This is a genomic window from Mycobacterium sp. (assembly GCF_025965855.1).
Taxonomy (GTDB): Bacteria; Actinomycetota; Actinomycetes; order Mycobacteriales; family Mycobacteriaceae; genus Mycobacterium.
In genome coordinates this window covers 19,338-36,763 of record NZ_JAOPWB010000063.1, presented here as the reverse complement: position 1 = coordinate 36,763, position 17,426 = coordinate 19,338, and the positions used below count along the sequence as shown (strand labels likewise).

Below are 17,426 nucleotides of genomic sequence, written 5' to 3'. Positions count from 1 at the left end.
ATGCACGCCGACACCGAGCAAATCATCGAGCGACCCGATGACCTCACCGCCTCCTGGTTGAGCGCGGCGATCGGCTCCGGACCCATCGCCGACTTCGTGGTGGAGCGCATCGGCACCGGACAGATGAGCGAGTGCTATCGCGTCCGGCTCACCTATCTTGATTCGGAAGCCGACTCCGATGCCGGGGGGCCGGAGTCGGTGGTGCTGAAGGTCGCGGCCTCCGACCCGGTGAGCCGGCAGACGGGGTCGGCGCTGGGCCTCTACGAACGCGAAGTCCGCTTTTACGGCGACATCGCGCCGCGCCTGGGCGGGCCGATAGCGCCTTGCTACCACGCGGCCGTCGACACCGTTACGGGCGTGTTCGACCTGCTACTCGGGGACGCCGGGCCCGCCGTCGTCGGTGACGAAATCGCCGGTGCCACACCGGAACAGGCCCGCATCGGCGTCCTCGAGTTGGGGCGGCTGCACGGCCCGCTGCTCGGGGACACCGCGCTGGCCGAAGTGCCGTGGCTCAACCGCGAGACGCCACTCAACCAAGCGATGATCGCGTCGCTGTACGCCGGTTTCCTCGACCGGTACGGCGACCAGATCGCGCCCGGGCACCGCGTCGTGTGCGAGCACCTGGTCGCGGCGTTCGACGGGTACCTTTCGGCCGAGTCGGAGCCGGGCCGGATCCAGGGCCTGGTGCACGGTGACTACCGGCTGGACAACATATTGTTCGGCGCCGCCGGGGCCGACCGCGCGCTAACGGTGGTCGACTGGCAGACCGTTTCCTGGGGACCGGCATTCACGGACCTGTCGTACTTCCTCGGCTGCGCGCTGCGGGCGCAGGATCGTCGGGACCATTACGACGACTTCCTGCGGGCGTACCACGCGGCGCTGGGGCCGAAGGCGCTCGTCAGCCTCGCCGACGTCGCCGAAGGTGTCCGGCGCCAAAGCTTTTTCGGCGTGATGATGGCGATCGTCTCGTCGATGCTGGTGGAGCGCACCGACCGCGGCGACCGGATGTTCATGACGATGCTGCAACGCAATTGCGATCACGTGCTCGACACCGACGCGTTGGCGACACTGCCCGCCCCGGTGGCGCCGGAGGCGCTAAGGCCGTCGGAGGACGACGAACTCGCCCACGCCCCAACCGCCGAACCGCTGTGGAGCGAGAGCTGGTACGCCGACTTCGCCGATGCCGCACAGGGATTGGGCGGCTGGTTTCGCATTGGGCTGATAACCAACCAGCAGAAGGCCTGGGTGCACCTTCTGCTGTGCGGACCCGACATGCCGACCGTTGCCGTCATCGATGCCGAAGTCCCGCTGCCGACGGACCCGTGGGTGTTGCGCACCGAGGCCTTCGACGTGGGCCACTCCGTTGGCGTTCCACTGCAGACCTATCGGGTCGACGTGCGTGCGCGGGGCCAGGCTTACCCCGACCCGTCGGCCCTGTTGCGTGGCGAGGCCGGCACTCCGGTCGAGGTGACGATGAATTTGGTCTGGGCCACCGACGGCGCCCCCTACAAGTACCGGCTGGCGACGCGTTACGAAATCCCTTGCAGGGTCTCGGGAAACGTCACGATCGGGGGCACCAGTTACGGTGTCGACTCGGTTCCCGGGCAACGCGACCACTCGTGGGGTGTGCGTGACTGGTGGAGCATGGACTGGATCTGGAGCGCGCTGCACCTCGACGACGGCACCCACCTGCACGGCGTGAACATCCGCATTCCGGGCGCACCGACGTTCAGCGTCGGCTACGTTCAGGGCGCCGACGGCCCGGATCTCGGGGATGTCAAGGTGACCGAGCTGGACACCGTCGCCTCGCGGGAAGCCTTCGACGCCAATGGATTACCGCTGAGCACCACGCTGAATCTGCACCCCGGCGATATCGCCGTGAAGATCGAGGTGCGCGGCCACGCTCCGGTGCGCCTGACCGCCAGCGATGGACGGGTGAGCCAGTTCCCGCGTGCCTGGGTCAGCGTCAGCACCGCGGACGGTCGCAGTGGTATCGGCTGGGTGGAATGGAATCGCAACCTCGCCGGATAGTGGCCGCGTCACCCGTGGTGGTGATGGGTGTATCCGGATCGGGCAAGTCGACGGTGGGAGCGGCGCTGGCGCGACGGTTGGCGGTGCCGTTCGTGGACGCCGACACCCTGCACCCGCCGGCGAACATCGTCAAGATGGCCGCCGGCGAACCGCTCGACGACGATGATCGCTATCCCTGGCTGGAAAGGGTCGGGGACTGGTTGGCGGGCCACCGCCACGGTGGCGTGGTGAGTTGCTCGGCGCTCAAACGCAAATACCGCGACCACCTCCGAGCGCACTGCCCGGGCGTGGAGTTCTTGCATCTCAGCGGTTCACCGGAACTGATCGGCCGCCGGCTGGCCGCGAGGTCGGGCCATTTCATGCCGGCCGCGTTGCTGCGGTCGCAGCTCGACGCGCTGGAGCCGCTCGGTGTCGACGAGGCCGGCGTCACCGCGGATGCCGGTCAGGGTGTCGAAGCGATCGTCGACGCCTACGTGGCGGGGCACCCGGGCGCCTGAGCCATGTACGCAATCGCGGCTGGGCTGCTCGTGGCGCTGCACTTCGCCTTCATCGGCTACGTGGTTATCGGCGGTTTCCTCGCGTTGCGCTGGCGGCGCACGATGTGGCTCCACGTCCCGGCGGTGATCTGGGCGGCGGCCATCGCCACGAAGCGGACGGACTGTCCGTTGACGTGGGCGGAGCGCTGGGCGCGCTACCGGGCCGGCATGGCGCCGCTGCCGCCGGACGGATTCATCGCCCATTACGTCACCGGAACGCTCTATCCCGCCGGCTGGCTGATGGGCGTGCAGGTCGCCGCGTTCGCACTCGTCGCGGTGTCATGGGCCGTGTATTTCCGAGTTCGGTAGGTGCGGGGCCACCCTCGGCGCCCGGCACGGGGTGTAGCATTATGCTACGGTTTGTAACGGAGTGCTGCAGGAGCGGAGGAACGTCATGGCAGAGGCCCTCGATCGCGTCACGCGGGTTGCCGCCGACCTGATGGACAGCGCGGCGTCCGAGGGTGCCCGCCAGAGCCGTTCGGCCAAGCAGCAACTCGACCACTGGGCGCGGGTCGGGCGCGCGGTGTCCACCCAGCACACCACCTCTCGGCGACGGGTGGAAGCCGCGTTGGCCGGTCACTTGGCGACCAGCGACCTCACCGTCGAGGAGGGTGTGGTGTTCAACGCCGAAATCTCGGCGGCCGTCGAGGAGAGCCTGGCGCGCACCAACTACGGGGCGGCGCTGGCAGGGCAGGGAATCACCACAGTCGCCCTCAACGACGCCGGCGAGATCGTCGAGCACCAACCCGACGGCACCGAGGTGGTGCTTGCGACCAGGCGCTGACCCCGACCCGGCGGGACGATGAACCGACTGGACCTGGTGGTCGGGCCGAACGGTGCCGGCAAGTCGACGTTCATCGCCTTCACCCTCTCGCCACTGCTGCCTGGAAGTCTCGTGGTCAACGCCGACGAGATAGCGAGGCAGCGCTGGCCCGAGGACCCGGCGTCGCACGCGTATGACGCCGCACGAATCGCCGCCGACACCCGCGCAAAGCTGATCGAGCTGGGCCGCTCTTTGATTGCCGAGACCGTGTTTTCGCATCCGTCGAAGCTGGACCTGATTCGCGGCGCGCACGACGAGGGCTTCACCGTCGTCCTCCATGCGTTGCTCGTCCCGGAAAACCTTGCGGTCGAGCGCGTCAGGCACCGCGTGCAGGCCGGCGGCCACCACGTGCCCGAGGCCAAAATCCGCGAACGGCACCGCCGCTTGTGGGCACTGGTCGCCAACGCCATCGCGTTGTCCGACATCGCGACCGTCTACGACAACAGCCGCCTGCGCGGGCCGCGCATCGTCGCCCAACTGAGCGGCGGGGAGGTGGTCGGCGGCCCCGATTGGCCGGCCTGGGCAGCCGAGGAACTGCCGTCGCGCTGGCCGAACTGAGCGCGCATTACCAGGGGCGCCGGCGACGACGGGTCGCGACCCCGTCGCCGACCCGATCACGGGCGGCGTCGGCCAGGTGACTGCCGCGCGCGGCCGCCGTGTTGGCGAACTCGCTGCCACGTAGCCGCGCGATCTCGGCGAGCTCCACCCCGCGATCCCGCGCCGTGTCGGCCAGCTCTTCGCCGCGTTTGCGGGCCTTCTTCGCCAGTGGCGCGCTCTTTTCCGCCGCCGTGCTGGCCAGTTCCTCGCCCCGTTTGCGCGCCTTCTTCGCCAGGGGGGCACCCTTTTCCGCGGCGGTGCTGGCCAGTTCGCGGCCGCGTTCGAGGGCGGCCTCGGCGTACGGGGCGCCTCGTTCTGCGGCGGTGCTGGCCAGTTCGCGGCTGCGTTCGAGGGCGGCCTCGGCGTACGGGGCGCCTCGTTCTGCGGCGGTGCTGGCCAGCTCGAGCCCGCGTTCGGCGCCGGCCTGCAGGCCATGCACGATCTTTTCCCCGAGTTCGGCATCATCGGATCCCGGCAGCGCCGACGACACCCGATCGGAGATCCGTTCCGCCGCCCGTCGGCCCCGCCAGCCCAGGGACGGCTTGCCGGCAGTATCGGCGGACGCGATTATCAGCCCCCCCACCAGGCTGAGGTCGGTCAGAAAATCCTTGCGCTTCTGGGCTTTCAGCTGCGGGTCGCTCTCACTCCAGAACATGTGCGCGCCGAGGTTGGCCGGCAGCACCGTGAAGGCGAGAGCCGCCGAGGCGATACGCGGCGCTTTGCCCGCGGCGAGCAGCAGGCCGCCGCCGATCTGAACGGCCGCGTTGATTTGTGCGAATGTCTTGGGGTCGCTGGGAATGCTGCTGCCCACCGGATCCGGCAGGGAGCGGAGACCGTCAACCGCCGGCGCCGCGGCTTCCGCCGCCGGCTTGGGATGGAGCAGCGAGTCGATTCCCTGGCCGATGAACACTGCCGACAATAGGGGCCTCGCGATTCTGCGGATCAACATGGCAGCTGGGTTACCCGGCGGGCCGGCAAGCAAACCGTCGGCCCGTCGGCGCAGCTCGCGGCCGTCCGTTTGGCCCGACGACGATATGGTGGAGCGCGTGCGGGCGTTGATCATCGTCGACGTGCAAAACGACTTCTGCGAGGGGGGCTCGCTGGCGATAGCCGGCGGCGCCGCGTTGGCTTCCGCCATCACCGGATACCTCGCCGGCGAGCCGGGCTACGACCACGTCGTTGCGACGGAGGACTTCCACATCGAGCCCGGTGACCATTTCTCCGACCGCCCGGACTACCGGTCGTCGTGGCCCCCGCACTGCGTCGCCGAAAGCTCCGGTGCGGATTTCCATCCCGCCCTCGACACCAGCCGCATCGAGGCGGTGTTCCGCAAGGGCGCCTACGGCGCGGCGTACAGCGGCTTCGAGGGCGTCGACGACAAGGGGACCCCGCTGCTCGAGTGGTTGCACCAGCGCGGGGTCGACGAGGTCGACGTGGTCGGCCTTGCCACCGACCATTGCGTCCGGCGGACCGCCGAGGACGCGGCGCGGGCCGGCCTGACCACTCGGGTATTGGTGGACCTGACCGCCGCTGTGGCGGCGGATTCGGCCGCGGAAGCGTTGGCACAGATGCGAACCCTCGGCATCGAGCTGGTCGGCGGCCCGTGATGGTGGCGCCGCTGGATCGCGAGCGCCTGCTCGCCGCGGTGGAGCGCTCGCCCCGGGCGGCCGCCGCGAACGACCGCGCCGGATGGGTGGGGCTGTTCGCCGGCGACGGCCGGGTCGAAGACCCGGTGGGATCGCGCCCCCATGTCGGGCAGGCGCAGATCGGCCGCTTCTACGACACCTTCATCGGCCCGCGCGACATCAAGTTCCATCGCGACCTCGACGTCGTGTTCGGCACCGCCGTGCTGCGCGACCTCGAGCTCGAGGTGTCGATGGGCCCCATCGCGAAAATGGATTCCGCGGTGACGATGTACATTCCCGCGTACCTCCGCTACGACCTCCGAGAAGACAACGGCCGCTGGAAGATTGCCCACCTGCGCGCCTATTGGGAGCTGCCGGCGATGATGCTGCAGTTTCTGCGAACGGGGTCGCGAGCGGCGTCGCCCGCCCTGCACCTGTCGCGTGCTTTGTTGGCCAATCAGGGATTGCGGGGCACCGCGGGCTTCGTGGCCGGCTTTCGGCGGGTCGGTGCGCGGCACAAAAGGCTGGCGGAGACCTTCCTCGGCGCCGTCGTCCGAAAAGACATGTCCGCCGCTCTGCGTCCGCTCTCACCAACGGCCCCAATAACTTTGGGTGACGATGACCGGCTCGATATCGCCGAACTCGTCGAACAGCTCGACGGGGCAAGCTGGGCCAAGGTGATCGGCGCGGGGAGCACGGTCGCGGTTTCGGTCAACTCGGCTCACGGGCGCGGTGTCATGCTCGTCGACGTGGCGTGGCCGGGCAACGCGATCAACCGGATTAGGTACTTTCCGGCCTGAGGTCAGTGCGCAACCGTCAGCGCCAGCGTTGCCGCCGACAGGCACAAATAGGCGCCCGGAAACGCGATGTTGTACACGATGTGGGCCCGCAGGTGCGTGATGAACGCGCCGACGAAGAACAGCACCAGGCCGACGGCGGCCGCAATTCCCAGAGCCGGCGCGGTGCGGAGCCCCACGACCAGCCCGGCGGCCCCTGCCAGCTTTACCGCGGCGAGTGGCCGCAACCAAGAGCGCGGCACCCCGACCTCGGCCGAGTTCGCCAGGACGAATCCCGCGGGGATGAGGTCGGCCACGGCTACTCCGGCGGTGACGACGGCGGTTATCAGCGTGATCACGATGTACGTGGTATACATCTGCGTCAATCCCTTGTCCTACAGGTGTTTCCGCAGCGGCGAGCCGAATGGCCGCAATGCACGTTGCGGCGCACAATCGGTAGGGTCATGGTGCTGGTCTCCTTTGCGACAGAGAGTTCGATGGATGCGCTCATCTTCTTGACGACTCCCACGCAGAAAGGGTGACCCTTGAGCGCACCAAAGGATCTTGTGGATCTCGCGCAACGCTTCGACGCAGATCGACGACACCTGAGGTCGGTCGCGTTTCAGCTGCTCGGATCGGTTGCCGACGCCGACGACGCGGTGCAGGCGGCGTGGCTGAAGGCCACCCGTTACGGATTCGACTCCCTGCTCGTCGTGCTCGACCGGCTCTCACCCTCGCAGTGCGTCGCCCTGGTGCTGCACGATGTGTTCGCCATGCCGTTCGAGAAGATCGCCGCCCTCCTGGACCGGTCGCCGGCCGCCGCGAAGAAGCTCGCAAGCCGGGCCGGCGGCCGACTGCACGCCCGTCCGGCCGTCGAGACGAGCCGTGCGGCCGAGCACCTCGCGGTCGTCGAGGGCTTCGCCCAGCGCGCGCGGGCCGGTTCCGTCCTGCTCATCGACGGTGCCCAGGGCATCGTGATCGCGCCCCACGGGCGCGCGCAGGCCCTGCTGCGGATCGGCTTCGGGGCCGACAACCGCATTCACAGCATCGACATCACCCGCGCTCCCGACCGGCTGCGCCGGGCCGTCCTCGCGCTGCCGAGTCGGCGATCGCAGCAACACCACAGTCCCATCGGGTACCAAGGACATCGAAGACAGCCGGCGCGACCGCCGGCCACCGGGCAACATCGGGAGCGCCATGCTCGATAAGCCGTTCGGGCGGCGAAGCCTGCTGCGGGGCGCCGGTGCGCTCACCGCGGCGTCGCTGGCGCCCTGGTCCGCCGGCTGCGCCCCCGACGACGACGCGCTGACCTTCTTCTTCGCGGCCAATCCGGACGAGCGGGATCGCAGGATGCGCATCGTCGAGGAATTCCAGCGCCGTCATCCCGACATCAAGGTTCGGGCGGTGTTGTCCGCGCCGGGCGTGATGCAGCAGCTGTCGACGTTTTGCGCAGGCGGCAAGTGCCCGGATGTGCTGATGGCGTGGGAATTGACCTACGCCGAACTGGCCGACCGGGGGGTGTTGCTGGACCTCAACACCATGCTCGCGCGCGATCCGGCGTTCGCGGCCGAACTGAGGTCCGACAGCATCCCGTCGCTGTATGACACCTTCACGTTCAACGGGGGCCAGTACGCACTCCCCGAACAGTGGTCCGGGAACTACCTGTTCTACAACAAGCGGCTTTTCGCCGAGGCCGGTCTGCCGGCGCCACCCACAACGTGGGAGCGGCCGTGGAATTTCACCGAGTTTCTGGAAACCGCCAAAGCTCTCACCAGGCGAAACGGATTCGGGCGAGCCACGCAATGGGGTTTCGTCAACATGTGGTTCTCGTACTACTCGGCCGGGTTGTTCGCCATGAACAACGGGGTACCGTGGTCCACCCCGCTGACGAACCCGACCCACTTCAATTTCGGCGACGACGCCTTCATCGAGGCGGTGCAGTTCTACGCCGACCTGTCCAACAAGCACAGGGTGGCGCCCGACGCGTCCGAGGTGCAGTCGATGTCCACGCCCGATCTGTTCGCGGCGGGCAAGGCGGCGATCGCGATGGGCGGCCACTGGCGATACCAGACGTTCATCCGAGCCGAGGACCTCGATTTCGATGTCACCGCGTTGCCGGTGGGGCCGCGCCGGCAGGGACGGCCCGCCCGCTCCAATATCGGGTCCACCGGACTGGCTATTTCCGCGAGCAGTCAACGCAGGGAGCAGGCATGGGAATTCGTGAAATTCGCGACCGGCCCCGTCGGCCAGGCGTTGACCGGTGAATCCACCCTCTTCGTGCCGGTGCTGCGCTCTGCGCTCAATTCAACCGGCTTCGCCGAATCACACCATCGGATCGGCAACCTCGCCGTGCTCACCGAAGGGCCGGCGTATTCGGATGGACTGCCGGTCACCCCGGCGTGGGAAAAGATCGTCGCCCTGATGGACCGCAGCTTCGGTCCTGTGCTGCGCGGATCCCGGCCGGCGACGTCGCTGACCGGCCTGTCGCCCGCCCTCGACGAGGTGCTGCGCAATCCATGACACTGACTGATATTCGCAAAGGTGCCGAAGGCGCGGGGCCATTGCGACGCCGTGCCCGGGCCGGTCGCCTCTTCGTCGCGCCCAACCTGGCGGCGGTCGCGGTGTTCATGATCTTCCCACTCGTGTTCTCGCTGTACATGAGCTTCCAGCAGTGGGACGTATTCAGGCCGCCAAAGTTCGTGGGACTGAAGAACTTCAATGAGCTGTTCACCTCTGACCCGCTGTTTCTCATCGCCATCCGCAACACCGTCGTCTTCACCCTGGGCACGGTGGTGCCGACCATCGTCGTCAGCCTTCTCGTGGCCGGCGTGCTGAACCGGAAAGTCAAGGGCATCGGCATCGTCCGGACCATTGTCTTTCTGCCCCTGGCCATCTCGTCGGTGGTGATGGCGGTCGTCTGGCAGTTCGTCTTCAACACCGACAACGGACTGCTCAACATCATGCTCGGCTGGGTCGGGATCGGCCCGGTCCCATGGCTGGTGGACCCGCAATGGGCCATGGTGTCGCTATGCATCGTCAGCGTATGGCGCAGCGTGCCGTTCGCCACCGTCATCTTGCTGGCCGCGATGCAGGGAGTCCCCGAAACGGTATACGAGGCGGCCAAAATCGACGGCGCGGGCGAAATCCGGCAGTTCGTGTTCATCACGGTGCCGCTGATCCGGGGGGCCGTGTCGTTCGTGCTGGTCATTTCGATCATCCACGCGTTCCAGGCGTTTGACATGGTCTATGTCCTCAACGGCGCGAACGGCGGTCCGGAAAGCGCGACCTACGTTCTGGGCATCATGCTGTTCCAGCACGCGTTCTCGTTCCTGGAATTCGGCTACGCGTCGGCACTGGCCTGGGTGATGTTCGCGATCCTGCTCGTGTTGACCGTCGTGCAGCTGCGCCTCACGCGACAGCGTTCTCTGGAGGCTTCTGGTGCTCTCGGCTGAACGAGTGTTCACGCGCAACGTCTTTCGCGCCGTTGTGGTCTACACCGCCCTGCTCGCGATCGCGTGGTGCTGGCTGTTCCCGATCGCGTGGGCCGTGTCCGGCTCGTTGAAGAGGGAAGGAGAGGTGACCGAGCCACGCCTGCTGCCGGCGCATCCGCGGTGGTCGAACTACACCGAGGTGTTCTCGCTGATGCCGTTCTGGCGCATGTTCTTCAACACAGTGCTGTACGCCGGGTGCGTCACTGCCGGGCAGGTCTTCTTCTGCTCCTTGGCCGGATATGCCTTCGCGCGGCTGCAATTTCGCGGCCGCGACACGCTATTCGTGTTATACCTGGGCACCCTCATGGTGCCCCTGACCGTCACGGTGATCCCGCAGTTCATCCTGATGCGGACCCTGGGCTGGGTGGACACGCCATGGGCGATGATCGTGCCGGGCTTGTTCGGCAGCGCCTTCGGCACCTATCTCATGCGGCAGTTCTTCCGGACGCTGCCCACCGATCTCGAGGAGGCGGCAATTCTGGACGGTTGCTCGCCATGGCAGATCTACTGGCGGATCCTGCTGCCGCATGCGAGGCCGGCGGTGCTGGTGCTCGCGGTGCTCACCTGGGTCAATGTGTGGAACGACTTCCTGTGGCCCCTGCTGATGCTGCAACGCGATAGCCTCGCCACCCTGACACTGGGTCTGGTTCGGCTGCGGGGCGAATACGTCGCCCGCTGGCCGGTGATCATGGCGACCTCCATGCTGATCATGGTGCCGCTGGTCATCATCTACGCCGTCGCGCAGCGCTCCTTTGTCCGCGGCATCGCCGTCACCGGGATGAACGGATAGCCATGGCCTCGGTGAGTTTCGAGCAGGCGACGCGGACCTACCCGGGAACGGATCGCCCCGCCCTGGATGGCCTCGATCTCGACGTCGGGGACGGCGAATTCGTCGTTCTGGTCGGACCGTCCGGCTGCGGCAAGACGACGTCGCTGCGGATGGTGGCCGGACTGGAAACGCTGGATTCCGGACGCATCCGGATCGGGGACCGCGACGTCACCAACGTCGACCCCAAGGATCGCGACGTGGCGATGGTCTTTCAGAATTACGCGCTTTACCCGCACATGACCGTGGCACAGAACATGGGCTTCGCGCTGAAGATCGCCAAGGTCTCAAAATCCGAGATCCGCGAGCAGGTATTGGCGGCGGCGAAACTGCTTGATCTGCAACCCTATCTGGATCGCAAGCCCAAAGACCTGTCCGGTGGGCAGCGCCAGCGGGTGGCGATGGGCCGCGCGATCGTGCGGCGCCCGCGGGTGTTCCTGATGGACGAGCCGCTGTCCAATCTCGACGCCAAACTGCGGGTGCAGACCCGCAACCAGATCGCCGCGCTGCAGCGGCGGCTCGGCACCACCACCGTGTACGTTACCCACGACCAGGTCGAGGCCATGACCATGGGGGACCGGGTCGCCGTGCTGTGCGACGGCGTGCTGCAACAGTTCGCGACGCCCCGCGAGCTCTACCGCAACCCCAAAAACGTATTCGTCGCGGGATTCATCGGGTCACCGGCGATGAACCTGTTCACTCTCCCAATCGTGGACTCCGCGGTGTCGCTGGGGGACTGGCCGATCCAGTTGCCACGCGAGATCGACGGCACCGCAAGCGAGGTCGTCGTCGGGGTCCGTCCCGAACACTTCGAACTGGGTGGCCTCGGGGTCGAGATGGAGGTCGACGTCGTCGAGGAGCTCGGCGCGGACGCCTACCTCTACGGTCGAATCACGGGCTCGGGCAAGGTGATCAGTCAGCCCGTCGTCGCCCGCGCCGACGCGCGTCACCCACCGGAAAAGGGCAGCCGCGTGCGCCTGCATCCCGAACCCGGGCATTTGCATTTCTTCGGCACAGACGGCCTTAGGATTTCGTAGACTTCACCGGCCGAACGTGGAGTTGTTCGGCCAAATTGCGCTGATATCGCGCAACGAGTCGACGTTGGGCGCCCGGACTTATCCGCTCGCGCATCCGATCGCATGAAGCCGACGTTGCACGCGCGCGATGTCATCCTCGGAGGGCATCGCGTTGGTGACGTGGGTGATGGCCACCCCGACATCGGCGCTGCTGATCGGCGCGCATCGGCGCATGATGAGGTCTCTTGTGATGGTGGTGATCTCGTCGTTGGATACGCGCCGGCGCGACAGAGCCGCCAGTGGCACATAACCGGTCGCCGGCATACCGGTGGGGTAACCGGCGCGCACAAAAGCGACGATGCTCGACACCCAATGGGACAGGTCCATACGTCCACCTCGCTAACCGCCATACGCTGCGCACTAGCGGCACTTAGCAACCTAGCAGCGGCTACGTCATCAGCCCGGTAAGACCACGCAGTTACTTGCTAATTATTTATGAGTTTCTCAGACTTACACCCGAATCCTCAGTGCTTTACCAAATTTCGACACGGCAGCGCGCCGCAACGACGTTTGGCCGCAAGGCTTCCTAGTATTGCCGGGTGGTGGATCGCTATGGAACCGATGTCCTCGCGGCGGGTCGGCGCAAGCCTCGCTCGACCGAACACCCGGCGGAGCTGGGCCTGGTAGTCGAGGACGTCGAGACCGGCTACGTCGGTGCGGTGGTGCGAGTCGAATACGGTCGCATCGACCTGGAGGACCGCCACGGCCACACCCGTGGCTTTCCCCTCGGCCCTGGGTACCTGCTTGAAGGCCGCCCGGTGATCCTCACCGCAGCTCGACGCCAGGCGCCCAATGCCACGGGCAGGACGGCGTCCGGCTCGGTCGCGGTGTCGGGTGCCCGCGCCCGGGTCGCCCGCGCCAGCCGCATCTACGTCGAGGGCCGTCATGACGCCGAACTGATCGCGCAGGTGTGGGGCGAGGACCTGCGCGTCGAGGGTGTCGTCGTCGAGCACCTCGGCGGCGTCGACGATCTGGTGGGCATCGTGGCGGAGTTCGGACCCGGCCCGGGCCGCCGGTTGGGCGTGCTCGTCGACCACCTCGTCGACGGGTCGAAGGAGGCGCGGATCGCCGATGCGGTCAGGAAGGGACCGGGCGGTCCCGACACTTTGGTTGTGGGGCATCCGTATGTCGACATCTGGCAGGCCGTAAAGCCGCAGCGGCTTGGTCTGGCTGCCTGGCCGCAGGTCCCGCGGCACCTGGAATGGAAGCACGGCGCCTGTGCGGCGCTGGGCATGCCGCACGCCAACCAGGCGGACATCGCTCGCGCCTGGCGGCGCATCCGCTCGAGGGTGCGCGACTGGAACGACCTGGAACCGGCACTCATCGGCCGCGTCGAAGAACTCATCGATTTCGTGACGCAACCGCCCGGGCCCTGAACCTCTGGGTCAAAAAAGATCCGCAGGATTTTATTCGCCTGCCGAACCGGTATGGCGCCCACGACCTGCTCAAGAATGCGGACGCCACCTCGGATCAGCTATCTTGGCTCCGCCGCGCGCGCCTAACGAGGGCCACAACATCGGCAGGGTCGCTTCACCTCAGCAACACCGCACGCCGCGTTCGTAACCGCGGGCGGCCGCGATGTTTCAGAAAAGTGATGTCTCGTGTCGTCCACGTAAAACAATCTCGCCCGCCGTCACGCGTCGGTCGCCGATGAGCACTAAATCCGTGAAGACCCAATAATCAGCGGGAAACGGAGGAAGTTCATGACCGACGCGCTCGTCATCGACGCCGAAGGGCTCGACCGGCTGTCGTGTAACGCCAAGGCCAACCCCAACGCAGGAAAGAAGACGCTGAAAGCCACGACGGTCTGCGAGGCAGGATTCCGCAACATGACCTACGTGCGCGACCTTGTGCCGATGCTGGTCGGTGAGCCGCCCGCGTTGCTGGGAGACGACTCGGCGCCGAACCCCTCCGAAACCGCCCTGGCGGCATTGGGGTCTTGCGTTTCGGTCGGGCTCCTGGCCAACGCCACCCACCGAGGCGTGACCCTCACCAAGATCGAGGTCGAGATGGAAGGCGACATCGACATCTCCGCGGTATGGGGGGTGGGCGACACCCCCGACGGCAAACGCCTCGGCTTCAGCGCGGTCCGCTGCAAGGTAACCCTCGCCGGTGATGCCGACGAAGCGACCCTCAAGGAGATCCACGACAGCGCGATCGCGTGGTCGCCCGTGGTCAACACGTTCCGCAACCCGGTGAGCGTCGGCTCGACGCTGGTCACCGAATAGGTCCCTTGGTAGGAAACTCACTGTGCCAACATTGACGAAAAGTGCCCTTGCCGAGGCCATCAGGCTGGCTCGCGCCAAGCGCGGTGTGAGCTGGGCGAAGATCGCCGAATCGATCGGCAAGGACGCGGTATGGACCGTCGCGGCGCTGCTCGGCCAGCATCCGCTTTCGGCCGGCGACGCAGCAACCGTCGCAGCGCTTCTCGACCTCGACGATGAGGCGGTCGCAGTTCTTCAACTGACGTCGTACCGAGGATCCGATCCTGCCGTGGTGAACGATCCCACGATCTACCGGTTCCACGAGGCACTGGCGGTCTACGGTCCGGCCATCAAGGAACTCATCCAGGAGGAATTCGGTGACGGCATCATGAGCGCCATCAACTTTCAGATGAGCGTTGAACGACGGCCGCACCCGGCAGGCGACAGGGTGGTCGTCACTTTCGATGGCAAGTTCCTCGATTACGCATGGCAGCACGCTGCCCAGCACGCCCAGGAGGTAATGAAATGACGGCGACGATGGATCCCGCTGCCAGCCAATTGGATTCCGGATTGTTAGACGACATTCGGGCCCACGCCGGGGCGCTGGACCGCGGTGAGCACCACTCGCGGCGCAGCTTCGCCGCACTGGGTGCGGCCGGACTCGTCGGCATTGGCGCACCGGGCAACGCCGACGGCAGGCTCCCCGACATGGCTGACGTCATCCGGCGGATCTCGGGAGAGTGCATGAGCACGGGGTTCTCGTTATGGGCCCACCGGATGGCAGTCGAGTACTTGCTCACCGCCGCAACACCTTTCAGCACTGCGGCCGCGCAGCCGCTGGTTGCCGGGACCACGCTCGGGGTCACCGGCATGGCTGCGGCGTTCAAGGAAGCCGCGGGCTGTGGAAGCCTGGAATTGACGGCCAAACCGGTCGACGACGGCTACGAGGTGTCCGGTCCGATCAGGTGGGCCAGCAACCTCTTCACCGACTCGACTTTGGTCACCGCGGTAAGCACCGACGCCGGTGAAAAGCTGATCGTGGCAGTGCCGTTGACTACGCCGGGCGTCGTCGTGGGGGATCACTTCGACCTGTTGGCAATGGGTAGCACCGCTTCGTCGTACCTAAAGCTGCAAGGCGCGTACGTGCCCGCTGAGCAGGTGCTGTCGCGAGACTTCGACGGGTTTCTGCGGGCGGTGCGCCCGACTTTCCTTGTCCTGCAGTCGGCCATGTGTCTGGGGCTGACGAGGACCACAATGGAACAAAGCAGGCTCGGACTGACGGGGGTCAACGCCGTCTTCGCCGCCGACGTCGACCGCATCACCGAGCAGCTCGCCTCGGCGGAGGCAACGTTGGCCCGGCTGGCCGCCGCCGTCGGTGGGGCGACGGCGCCGACAAAGAAGGAGTTGCTGTCTTTGCGGCTTGCCGCCGCCGAACTTTCCAGCGCGAGCGCCGATCTGGAGATCCGAACCGCCGGGGGCAAGGGCTACGCCAGCAAGACTTCGGCGAGTCGGCGTTACCGGGAAGCGGCGTTCATTCCCGTCCAGTCGCCGTCGGAAGCGCAACTGCGCTGGGAACTCGCTGGATGCGCCTGAGCGAGGGTCGATGGTGACTCCGGTGGCGGTGCCACCCGAGGGCACCGAATCTCAACAACTGGTTGGTGGAATCCCGCTGGCCAGTTTGGTGCGCGACTTTCACCGGCCGATGGTGAACTTCGCTCGCACCATGGTCAATTCGACGACGGTGGCCGAAGAAGCGGTCCAGGAGGCATGGGTGCAGGTCCTGCAGTCCTCCGATTCGTTCGAGGGACGTTCCTCGGTGGGCACCTGGCTATTCGGGATCGTCAAGAACACCGCGTCCCGCCACCGCCGGCGCGAGTCGCGCATCCGCGACCATGAGGTCCTAGCCACCACGCCCGTCGAAGCGGCCGACCCACTGTCGGGCCGCATGCACCCCGCGGGGCACCCCGACGCCGGGCACTGGAGCGTCCCGCCGTCGCGGCGCTTTCTGCCCGAGGACCAAACCGTGGCAAGTGAGCTCGTCGGATTCGTGCGCGCCGCGCTGGATGCGTTGCCGGAGCGGCAACGACAGCTGATCATCCTGCGCGACCTCGTCGGCACATCGGCCGAAGAGGCGGCCGAGGTCCTTCAGCTGTCGGCCGAGGCGCAGCGCGCCCTGCTCTACCGGGCCCGCGGAAATCTCCGAAACGAATTGGAAAAGCGGTATCAACGATGACCGTCTCCGACAACACAGTCCCCGCCATCGACTGCGTCGACTTCGTTCGGCTCGTCGACGAGCTCGTCGATGCCGACCCGACGCGGTGGGGACCGATCGTCGCCAAGCACCTCAAGGAGTGCCCGCCGTGCCTGGTCTATCTGCAACAAATGCTCGACCTCAAGATCCTGCTCAACCACGTGTTTGACGGGGAGAAGCTCAGCGACGAGCACGTTTCGGGCGTCATCAGCGCGATCAACGCCTTCAGGAAAGGCCAACCCGGATGACGATCGACGCGCGGGCGCCGCAACGGGAAAGGCAACTGCCGACGGAAGACACGTTGGTTCCCTTGCCCTCCAAGCTGACCGCCGAGGACCCGTTCGAGCCGCTGAGCGTGGGCGCCATGGTGGACCGGGTGGCCGCGATGGCGGTGGAGAAGGCCGCGCACAAGTGGGCGTTGTTCATGCGTTCACTGGTCGGTGGTGCGATGGTGGCCTTCGGGGTGCTGCTCGCGCTGGTCGTGAGCACCGGTGTGAAGACCCCGGGCGTCGCGAGCCTGCTGATGGGCTTGGCGTTCGGCATGTCCTTCGTGTTGATCCTGGTGTCGGGCATGTCGCTGATCACCGCGGACATGGCCGCGGGGTTGCTCGCCGTCCTGAAACGCATTATGAGCCTTGGCGGCTACGCGTCCTTGGTTGTTGTCGGTCTCGTCGGCAATGTCGTGGGCGCGTTCGTGTTCGTCACGATCTGCGGTGCCGCCGGAGGCCCGTATCTGGGCGCCTTCGCCGAGCGGGCGGCAACCGTCGGCGCCTTGAAGGCCGGCCAGCCGCTCGGGACCGCGCTGTTGCTGGCCGTGGTGTGCACCTGGTTCCTGCAGACCGCGATGTGCATGTTCTTCAAGGCCCGCAGCGACGTCGCGCGGATGGCGTTCGCGTTCTACGGGCCGTTCGCGTTTGTGATCGGCGGCACCCAGCATGTGATCGCGAACGTCGGGTTCCTCGGGCTTCCCCTGCTGCTCAACCTGTTTCATCCCGCCGCGCCGCGCGCCGGGATCAGCTGGGGCTTCGGCCACGACGGCTTGCTCACCAACATCGGCATCACCACCGTGGGCAATTTGATCGGCGGCACGGTCTTCGTGGCGTTGCCCTTCTGGATCATCGCGCAGCTGCAGCGGCGTCAGATCCAAACAATCCCCGATTAGCCCGCGACGGGGCGGTTACATCCGAGAA

The 17,426-nt window shown here is 66.8% G+C and carries 22 protein-coding genes; 19 read left to right on the top strand and 3 right to left on the bottom strand.

Annotated features, from left to right (window positions below):
* From JWP83_RS04715 to JWP83_RS04695, 5 genes are all read left to right on the top strand, one after another.
* The gene (locus tag JWP83_RS04715; protein WP_297726506.1) at positions 1 to 2,031 is read left to right on the top strand and encodes a phosphotransferase; all 2,031 of its coding nucleotides are present in this window, start codon (positions 1 to 3) and stop codon (positions 2,029 to 2,031) included.
* Positions 2,028 to 2,528: a gluconokinase gene (locus JWP83_RS04710; protein ID WP_297726560.1), complete on the top strand. Its 501-nt coding sequence runs from the start codon at positions 2,028 to 2,030 to the stop codon at positions 2,526 to 2,528. The genes JWP83_RS04715 and JWP83_RS04710 overlap by 4 nt, the downstream gene beginning before the upstream one ends.
* A 3-nt stretch (positions 2,529 to 2,531) precedes the next feature.
* A complete protein-coding gene (locus JWP83_RS04705; RefSeq protein ID WP_297726503.1) occupies positions 2,532 to 2,876 on the top strand; it encodes a DUF2784 domain-containing protein in 345 nt (114 codons plus the stop codon).
* Positions 2,877 to 2,961: 85 nt separating this feature from the next.
* Positions 2,962 to 3,351, top strand: a complete 390-nt coding sequence (locus JWP83_RS04700; RefSeq protein ID WP_297726500.1) for a hypothetical protein — start codon at positions 2,962 to 2,964, stop codon at positions 3,349 to 3,351.
* 18 nt (positions 3,352 to 3,369) lie between these two features.
* Positions 3,370 to 3,948 (top strand): zeta toxin family protein, encoded by a 579-nt coding sequence (locus tag JWP83_RS04695; RefSeq protein ID WP_297726497.1) that lies wholly within the window; start codon positions 3,370 to 3,372, stop codon positions 3,946 to 3,948.
* A gap of 7 nt (positions 3,949 to 3,955) precedes the next feature.
* Here the strand turns inward: JWP83_RS04695 and JWP83_RS04690 are convergent, their stop codons facing one another.
* Positions 3,956 to 4,936 (bottom strand): DoxX family protein, encoded by a 981-nt coding sequence (locus JWP83_RS04690; RefSeq protein WP_297726494.1) that lies wholly within the window; start codon positions 4,934 to 4,936, stop codon positions 3,956 to 3,958.
* Positions 4,937 to 5,033: 97 nt separating this feature from the next.
* Here JWP83_RS04690 and pncA point away from each other — a divergent pair, with 97 nt between their 5' ends.
* The gene (gene pncA, locus JWP83_RS04685; protein ID WP_297726491.1) at positions 5,034 to 5,594 is read left to right on the top strand and encodes a pyrazinamidase PncA; all 561 of its coding nucleotides are present in this window, start codon (positions 5,034 to 5,036) and stop codon (positions 5,592 to 5,594) included.
* Positions 5,594 to 6,412, top strand: coding sequence for a ketosteroid isomerase family protein (locus JWP83_RS04680; RefSeq protein WP_297726488.1), 819 nt, complete (start codon positions 5,594 to 5,596; stop codon positions 6,410 to 6,412). Before pncA ends, JWP83_RS04680 begins: the two co-directional genes overlap by 1 nt.
* Before the next feature lie 2 nt (positions 6,413 to 6,414).
* On the opposite strand, the gene JWP83_RS04675 is transcribed toward JWP83_RS04680, so the two are convergent.
* Complete coding sequence (locus JWP83_RS04675; RefSeq protein WP_297726485.1) at positions 6,415 to 6,765, bottom strand: DoxX family protein; 351 nt, start codon at positions 6,763 to 6,765, stop codon at positions 6,415 to 6,417.
* A 168-nt stretch (positions 6,766 to 6,933) separates the two neighbouring features.
* On the opposite strand from JWP83_RS04675, the gene JWP83_RS04670 reads away from it, so the two are divergent.
* The 5 genes from JWP83_RS04670 to JWP83_RS04650 are packed head-to-tail and all read left to right on the top strand — an operon-like array spanning position 6,934 to position 11,742.
* Positions 6,934 to 7,596 (top strand): sigma factor-like helix-turn-helix DNA-binding protein, encoded by a 663-nt coding sequence (locus JWP83_RS04670; protein ID WP_297726482.1) that lies wholly within the window; start codon positions 6,934 to 6,936, stop codon positions 7,594 to 7,596.
* On the top strand, positions 7,586 to 8,908 hold the full coding sequence (locus JWP83_RS04665; protein ID WP_297726479.1) for a sugar ABC transporter substrate-binding protein: 1,323 nt from the start codon (positions 7,586 to 7,588) through the stop codon (positions 8,906 to 8,908). The genes JWP83_RS04670 and JWP83_RS04665 overlap by 11 nt, the downstream gene beginning before the upstream one ends.
* Positions 8,905 to 9,840 (top strand): carbohydrate ABC transporter permease, encoded by a 936-nt coding sequence (locus tag JWP83_RS04660; RefSeq protein WP_297726476.1) that lies wholly within the window; start codon positions 8,905 to 8,907, stop codon positions 9,838 to 9,840. Before JWP83_RS04665 ends, JWP83_RS04660 begins: the two co-directional genes overlap by 4 nt.
* Positions 9,827 to 10,669 carry a carbohydrate ABC transporter permease gene (locus JWP83_RS04655; RefSeq protein WP_297726473.1) on the top strand — a complete coding sequence of 281 codons (843 nt, stop codon included), beginning with the start codon at positions 9,827 to 9,829 and terminating at the stop codon, positions 10,667 to 10,669. Before JWP83_RS04660 ends, JWP83_RS04655 begins: the two co-directional genes overlap by 14 nt.
* Before the next feature lie 2 nt (positions 10,670 to 10,671).
* Positions 10,672 to 11,742: an ABC transporter ATP-binding protein gene (locus JWP83_RS04650; protein ID WP_297726469.1), complete on the top strand. Its 1,071-nt coding sequence runs from the start codon at positions 10,672 to 10,674 to the stop codon at positions 11,740 to 11,742.
* A 78-nt stretch (positions 11,743 to 11,820) separates the two neighbouring features.
* Here the strand turns inward: JWP83_RS04650 and JWP83_RS04645 are convergent, their stop codons facing one another.
* Positions 11,821 to 12,108 (bottom strand): DUF3349 domain-containing protein, encoded by a 288-nt coding sequence (locus JWP83_RS04645; RefSeq protein ID WP_297726467.1) that lies wholly within the window; start codon positions 12,106 to 12,108, stop codon positions 11,821 to 11,823.
* Positions 12,109 to 12,320: 212 nt separating this feature from the next.
* On the opposite strand from JWP83_RS04645, the gene JWP83_RS04640 reads away from it, so the two are divergent.
* The 7 genes from JWP83_RS04640 to JWP83_RS04610 all read left to right on the top strand — a co-directional run bounded on the left by JWP83_RS04640 (position 12,321) and on the right by JWP83_RS04610 (position 17,398).
* Positions 12,321 to 13,157, top strand: a complete 837-nt coding sequence (locus JWP83_RS04640; protein ID WP_297726464.1) for a DUF3097 domain-containing protein — start codon at positions 12,321 to 12,323, stop codon at positions 13,155 to 13,157.
* 327 nt (positions 13,158 to 13,484) lie between these two features.
* Positions 13,485 to 14,009, top strand: a complete 525-nt coding sequence (locus JWP83_RS04635) for an OsmC family protein (RefSeq protein WP_297726461.1) — start codon at positions 13,485 to 13,487, stop codon at positions 14,007 to 14,009.
* Positions 14,010 to 14,040: 31 nt separating this feature from the next.
* The gene (cynS, locus tag JWP83_RS04630) at positions 14,041 to 14,514 is read left to right on the top strand and encodes a cyanase (protein ID WP_297726458.1); all 474 of its coding nucleotides are present in this window, start codon (positions 14,041 to 14,043) and stop codon (positions 14,512 to 14,514) included.
* A complete protein-coding gene (locus JWP83_RS04625; RefSeq protein ID WP_297726454.1) occupies positions 14,511 to 15,578 on the top strand; it encodes an acyl-CoA dehydrogenase family protein in 1,068 nt (355 codons plus the stop codon). The genes cynS and JWP83_RS04625 overlap by 4 nt, the downstream gene beginning before the upstream one ends.
* Positions 15,579 to 15,588: 10 nt before the next feature.
* Complete coding sequence (locus tag JWP83_RS04620; RefSeq protein WP_297726451.1) at positions 15,589 to 16,218, top strand: RNA polymerase sigma factor; 630 nt, start codon at positions 15,589 to 15,591, stop codon at positions 16,216 to 16,218.
* Positions 16,215 to 16,484 (top strand): hypothetical protein, encoded by a 270-nt coding sequence (locus tag JWP83_RS04615; RefSeq protein WP_297726448.1) that lies wholly within the window; start codon positions 16,215 to 16,217, stop codon positions 16,482 to 16,484. Before JWP83_RS04620 ends, JWP83_RS04615 begins: the two co-directional genes overlap by 4 nt.
* Positions 16,481 to 17,398, top strand: coding sequence for a formate/nitrite transporter family protein (locus JWP83_RS04610; protein ID WP_297726445.1), 918 nt, complete (start codon positions 16,481 to 16,483; stop codon positions 17,396 to 17,398). The genes JWP83_RS04615 and JWP83_RS04610 overlap by 4 nt, the downstream gene beginning before the upstream one ends.
* Positions 17,399 to 17,426: the final 28 nt, after the last annotated feature.

Coding starts and splice junctions, on each gene's coding strand:
- JWP83_RS04650 (WP_297726469.1), top strand. CDS start 10,672: ATGGCCTCGGTGAGTTTCGAGCAGGCGACGCGGACCTACCCGGGAACG.
- JWP83_RS04610 (WP_297726445.1), top strand. CDS start 16,481: ATGACGATCGACGCGCGGGCGCCGCAACGGGAAAGGCAACTGCCGACG.
- JWP83_RS04645 (WP_297726467.1), bottom strand. CDS start 12,108: ATGGACCTGTCCCATTGGGTGTCGAGCATCGTCGCTTTTGTGCGCGCC.
- JWP83_RS04715 (WP_297726506.1), top strand. CDS start 1: ATGCACGCCGACACCGAGCAAATCATCGAGCGACCCGATGACCTCACC.
- JWP83_RS04700 (WP_297726500.1), top strand. CDS start 2,962: ATGGCAGAGGCCCTCGATCGCGTCACGCGGGTTGCCGCCGACCTGATG.
- JWP83_RS04620 (WP_297726451.1), top strand. CDS start 15,589: ATGGTGACTCCGGTGGCGGTGCCACCCGAGGGCACCGAATCTCAACAA.
- JWP83_RS04665 (WP_297726479.1), top strand. CDS start 7,586: ATGCTCGATAAGCCGTTCGGGCGGCGAAGCCTGCTGCGGGGCGCCGGT.
- JWP83_RS04615 (WP_297726448.1), top strand. CDS start 16,215: ATGACCGTCTCCGACAACACAGTCCCCGCCATCGACTGCGTCGACTTC.
- JWP83_RS04660 (WP_297726476.1), top strand. CDS start 8,905: ATGACACTGACTGATATTCGCAAAGGTGCCGAAGGCGCGGGGCCATTG.
- JWP83_RS04680 (WP_297726488.1), top strand. CDS start 5,594: ATGGTGGCGCCGCTGGATCGCGAGCGCCTGCTCGCCGCGGTGGAGCGC.
- JWP83_RS04695 (WP_297726497.1), top strand. CDS start 3,370: ATGAACCGACTGGACCTGGTGGTCGGGCCGAACGGTGCCGGCAAGTCG.
- JWP83_RS04675 (WP_297726485.1), bottom strand. CDS start 6,765: ATGTATACCACGTACATCGTGATCACGCTGATAACCGCCGTCGTCACC.
- JWP83_RS04690 (WP_297726494.1), bottom strand. CDS start 4,936: ATGTTGATCCGCAGAATCGCGAGGCCCCTATTGTCGGCAGTGTTCATC.
- JWP83_RS04705 (WP_297726503.1), top strand. CDS start 2,532: ATGTACGCAATCGCGGCTGGGCTGCTCGTGGCGCTGCACTTCGCCTTC.
- JWP83_RS04625 (WP_297726454.1), top strand. CDS start 14,511: ATGACGGCGACGATGGATCCCGCTGCCAGCCAATTGGATTCCGGATTG.
- JWP83_RS04635 (WP_297726461.1), top strand. CDS start 13,485: ATGACCGACGCGCTCGTCATCGACGCCGAAGGGCTCGACCGGCTGTCG.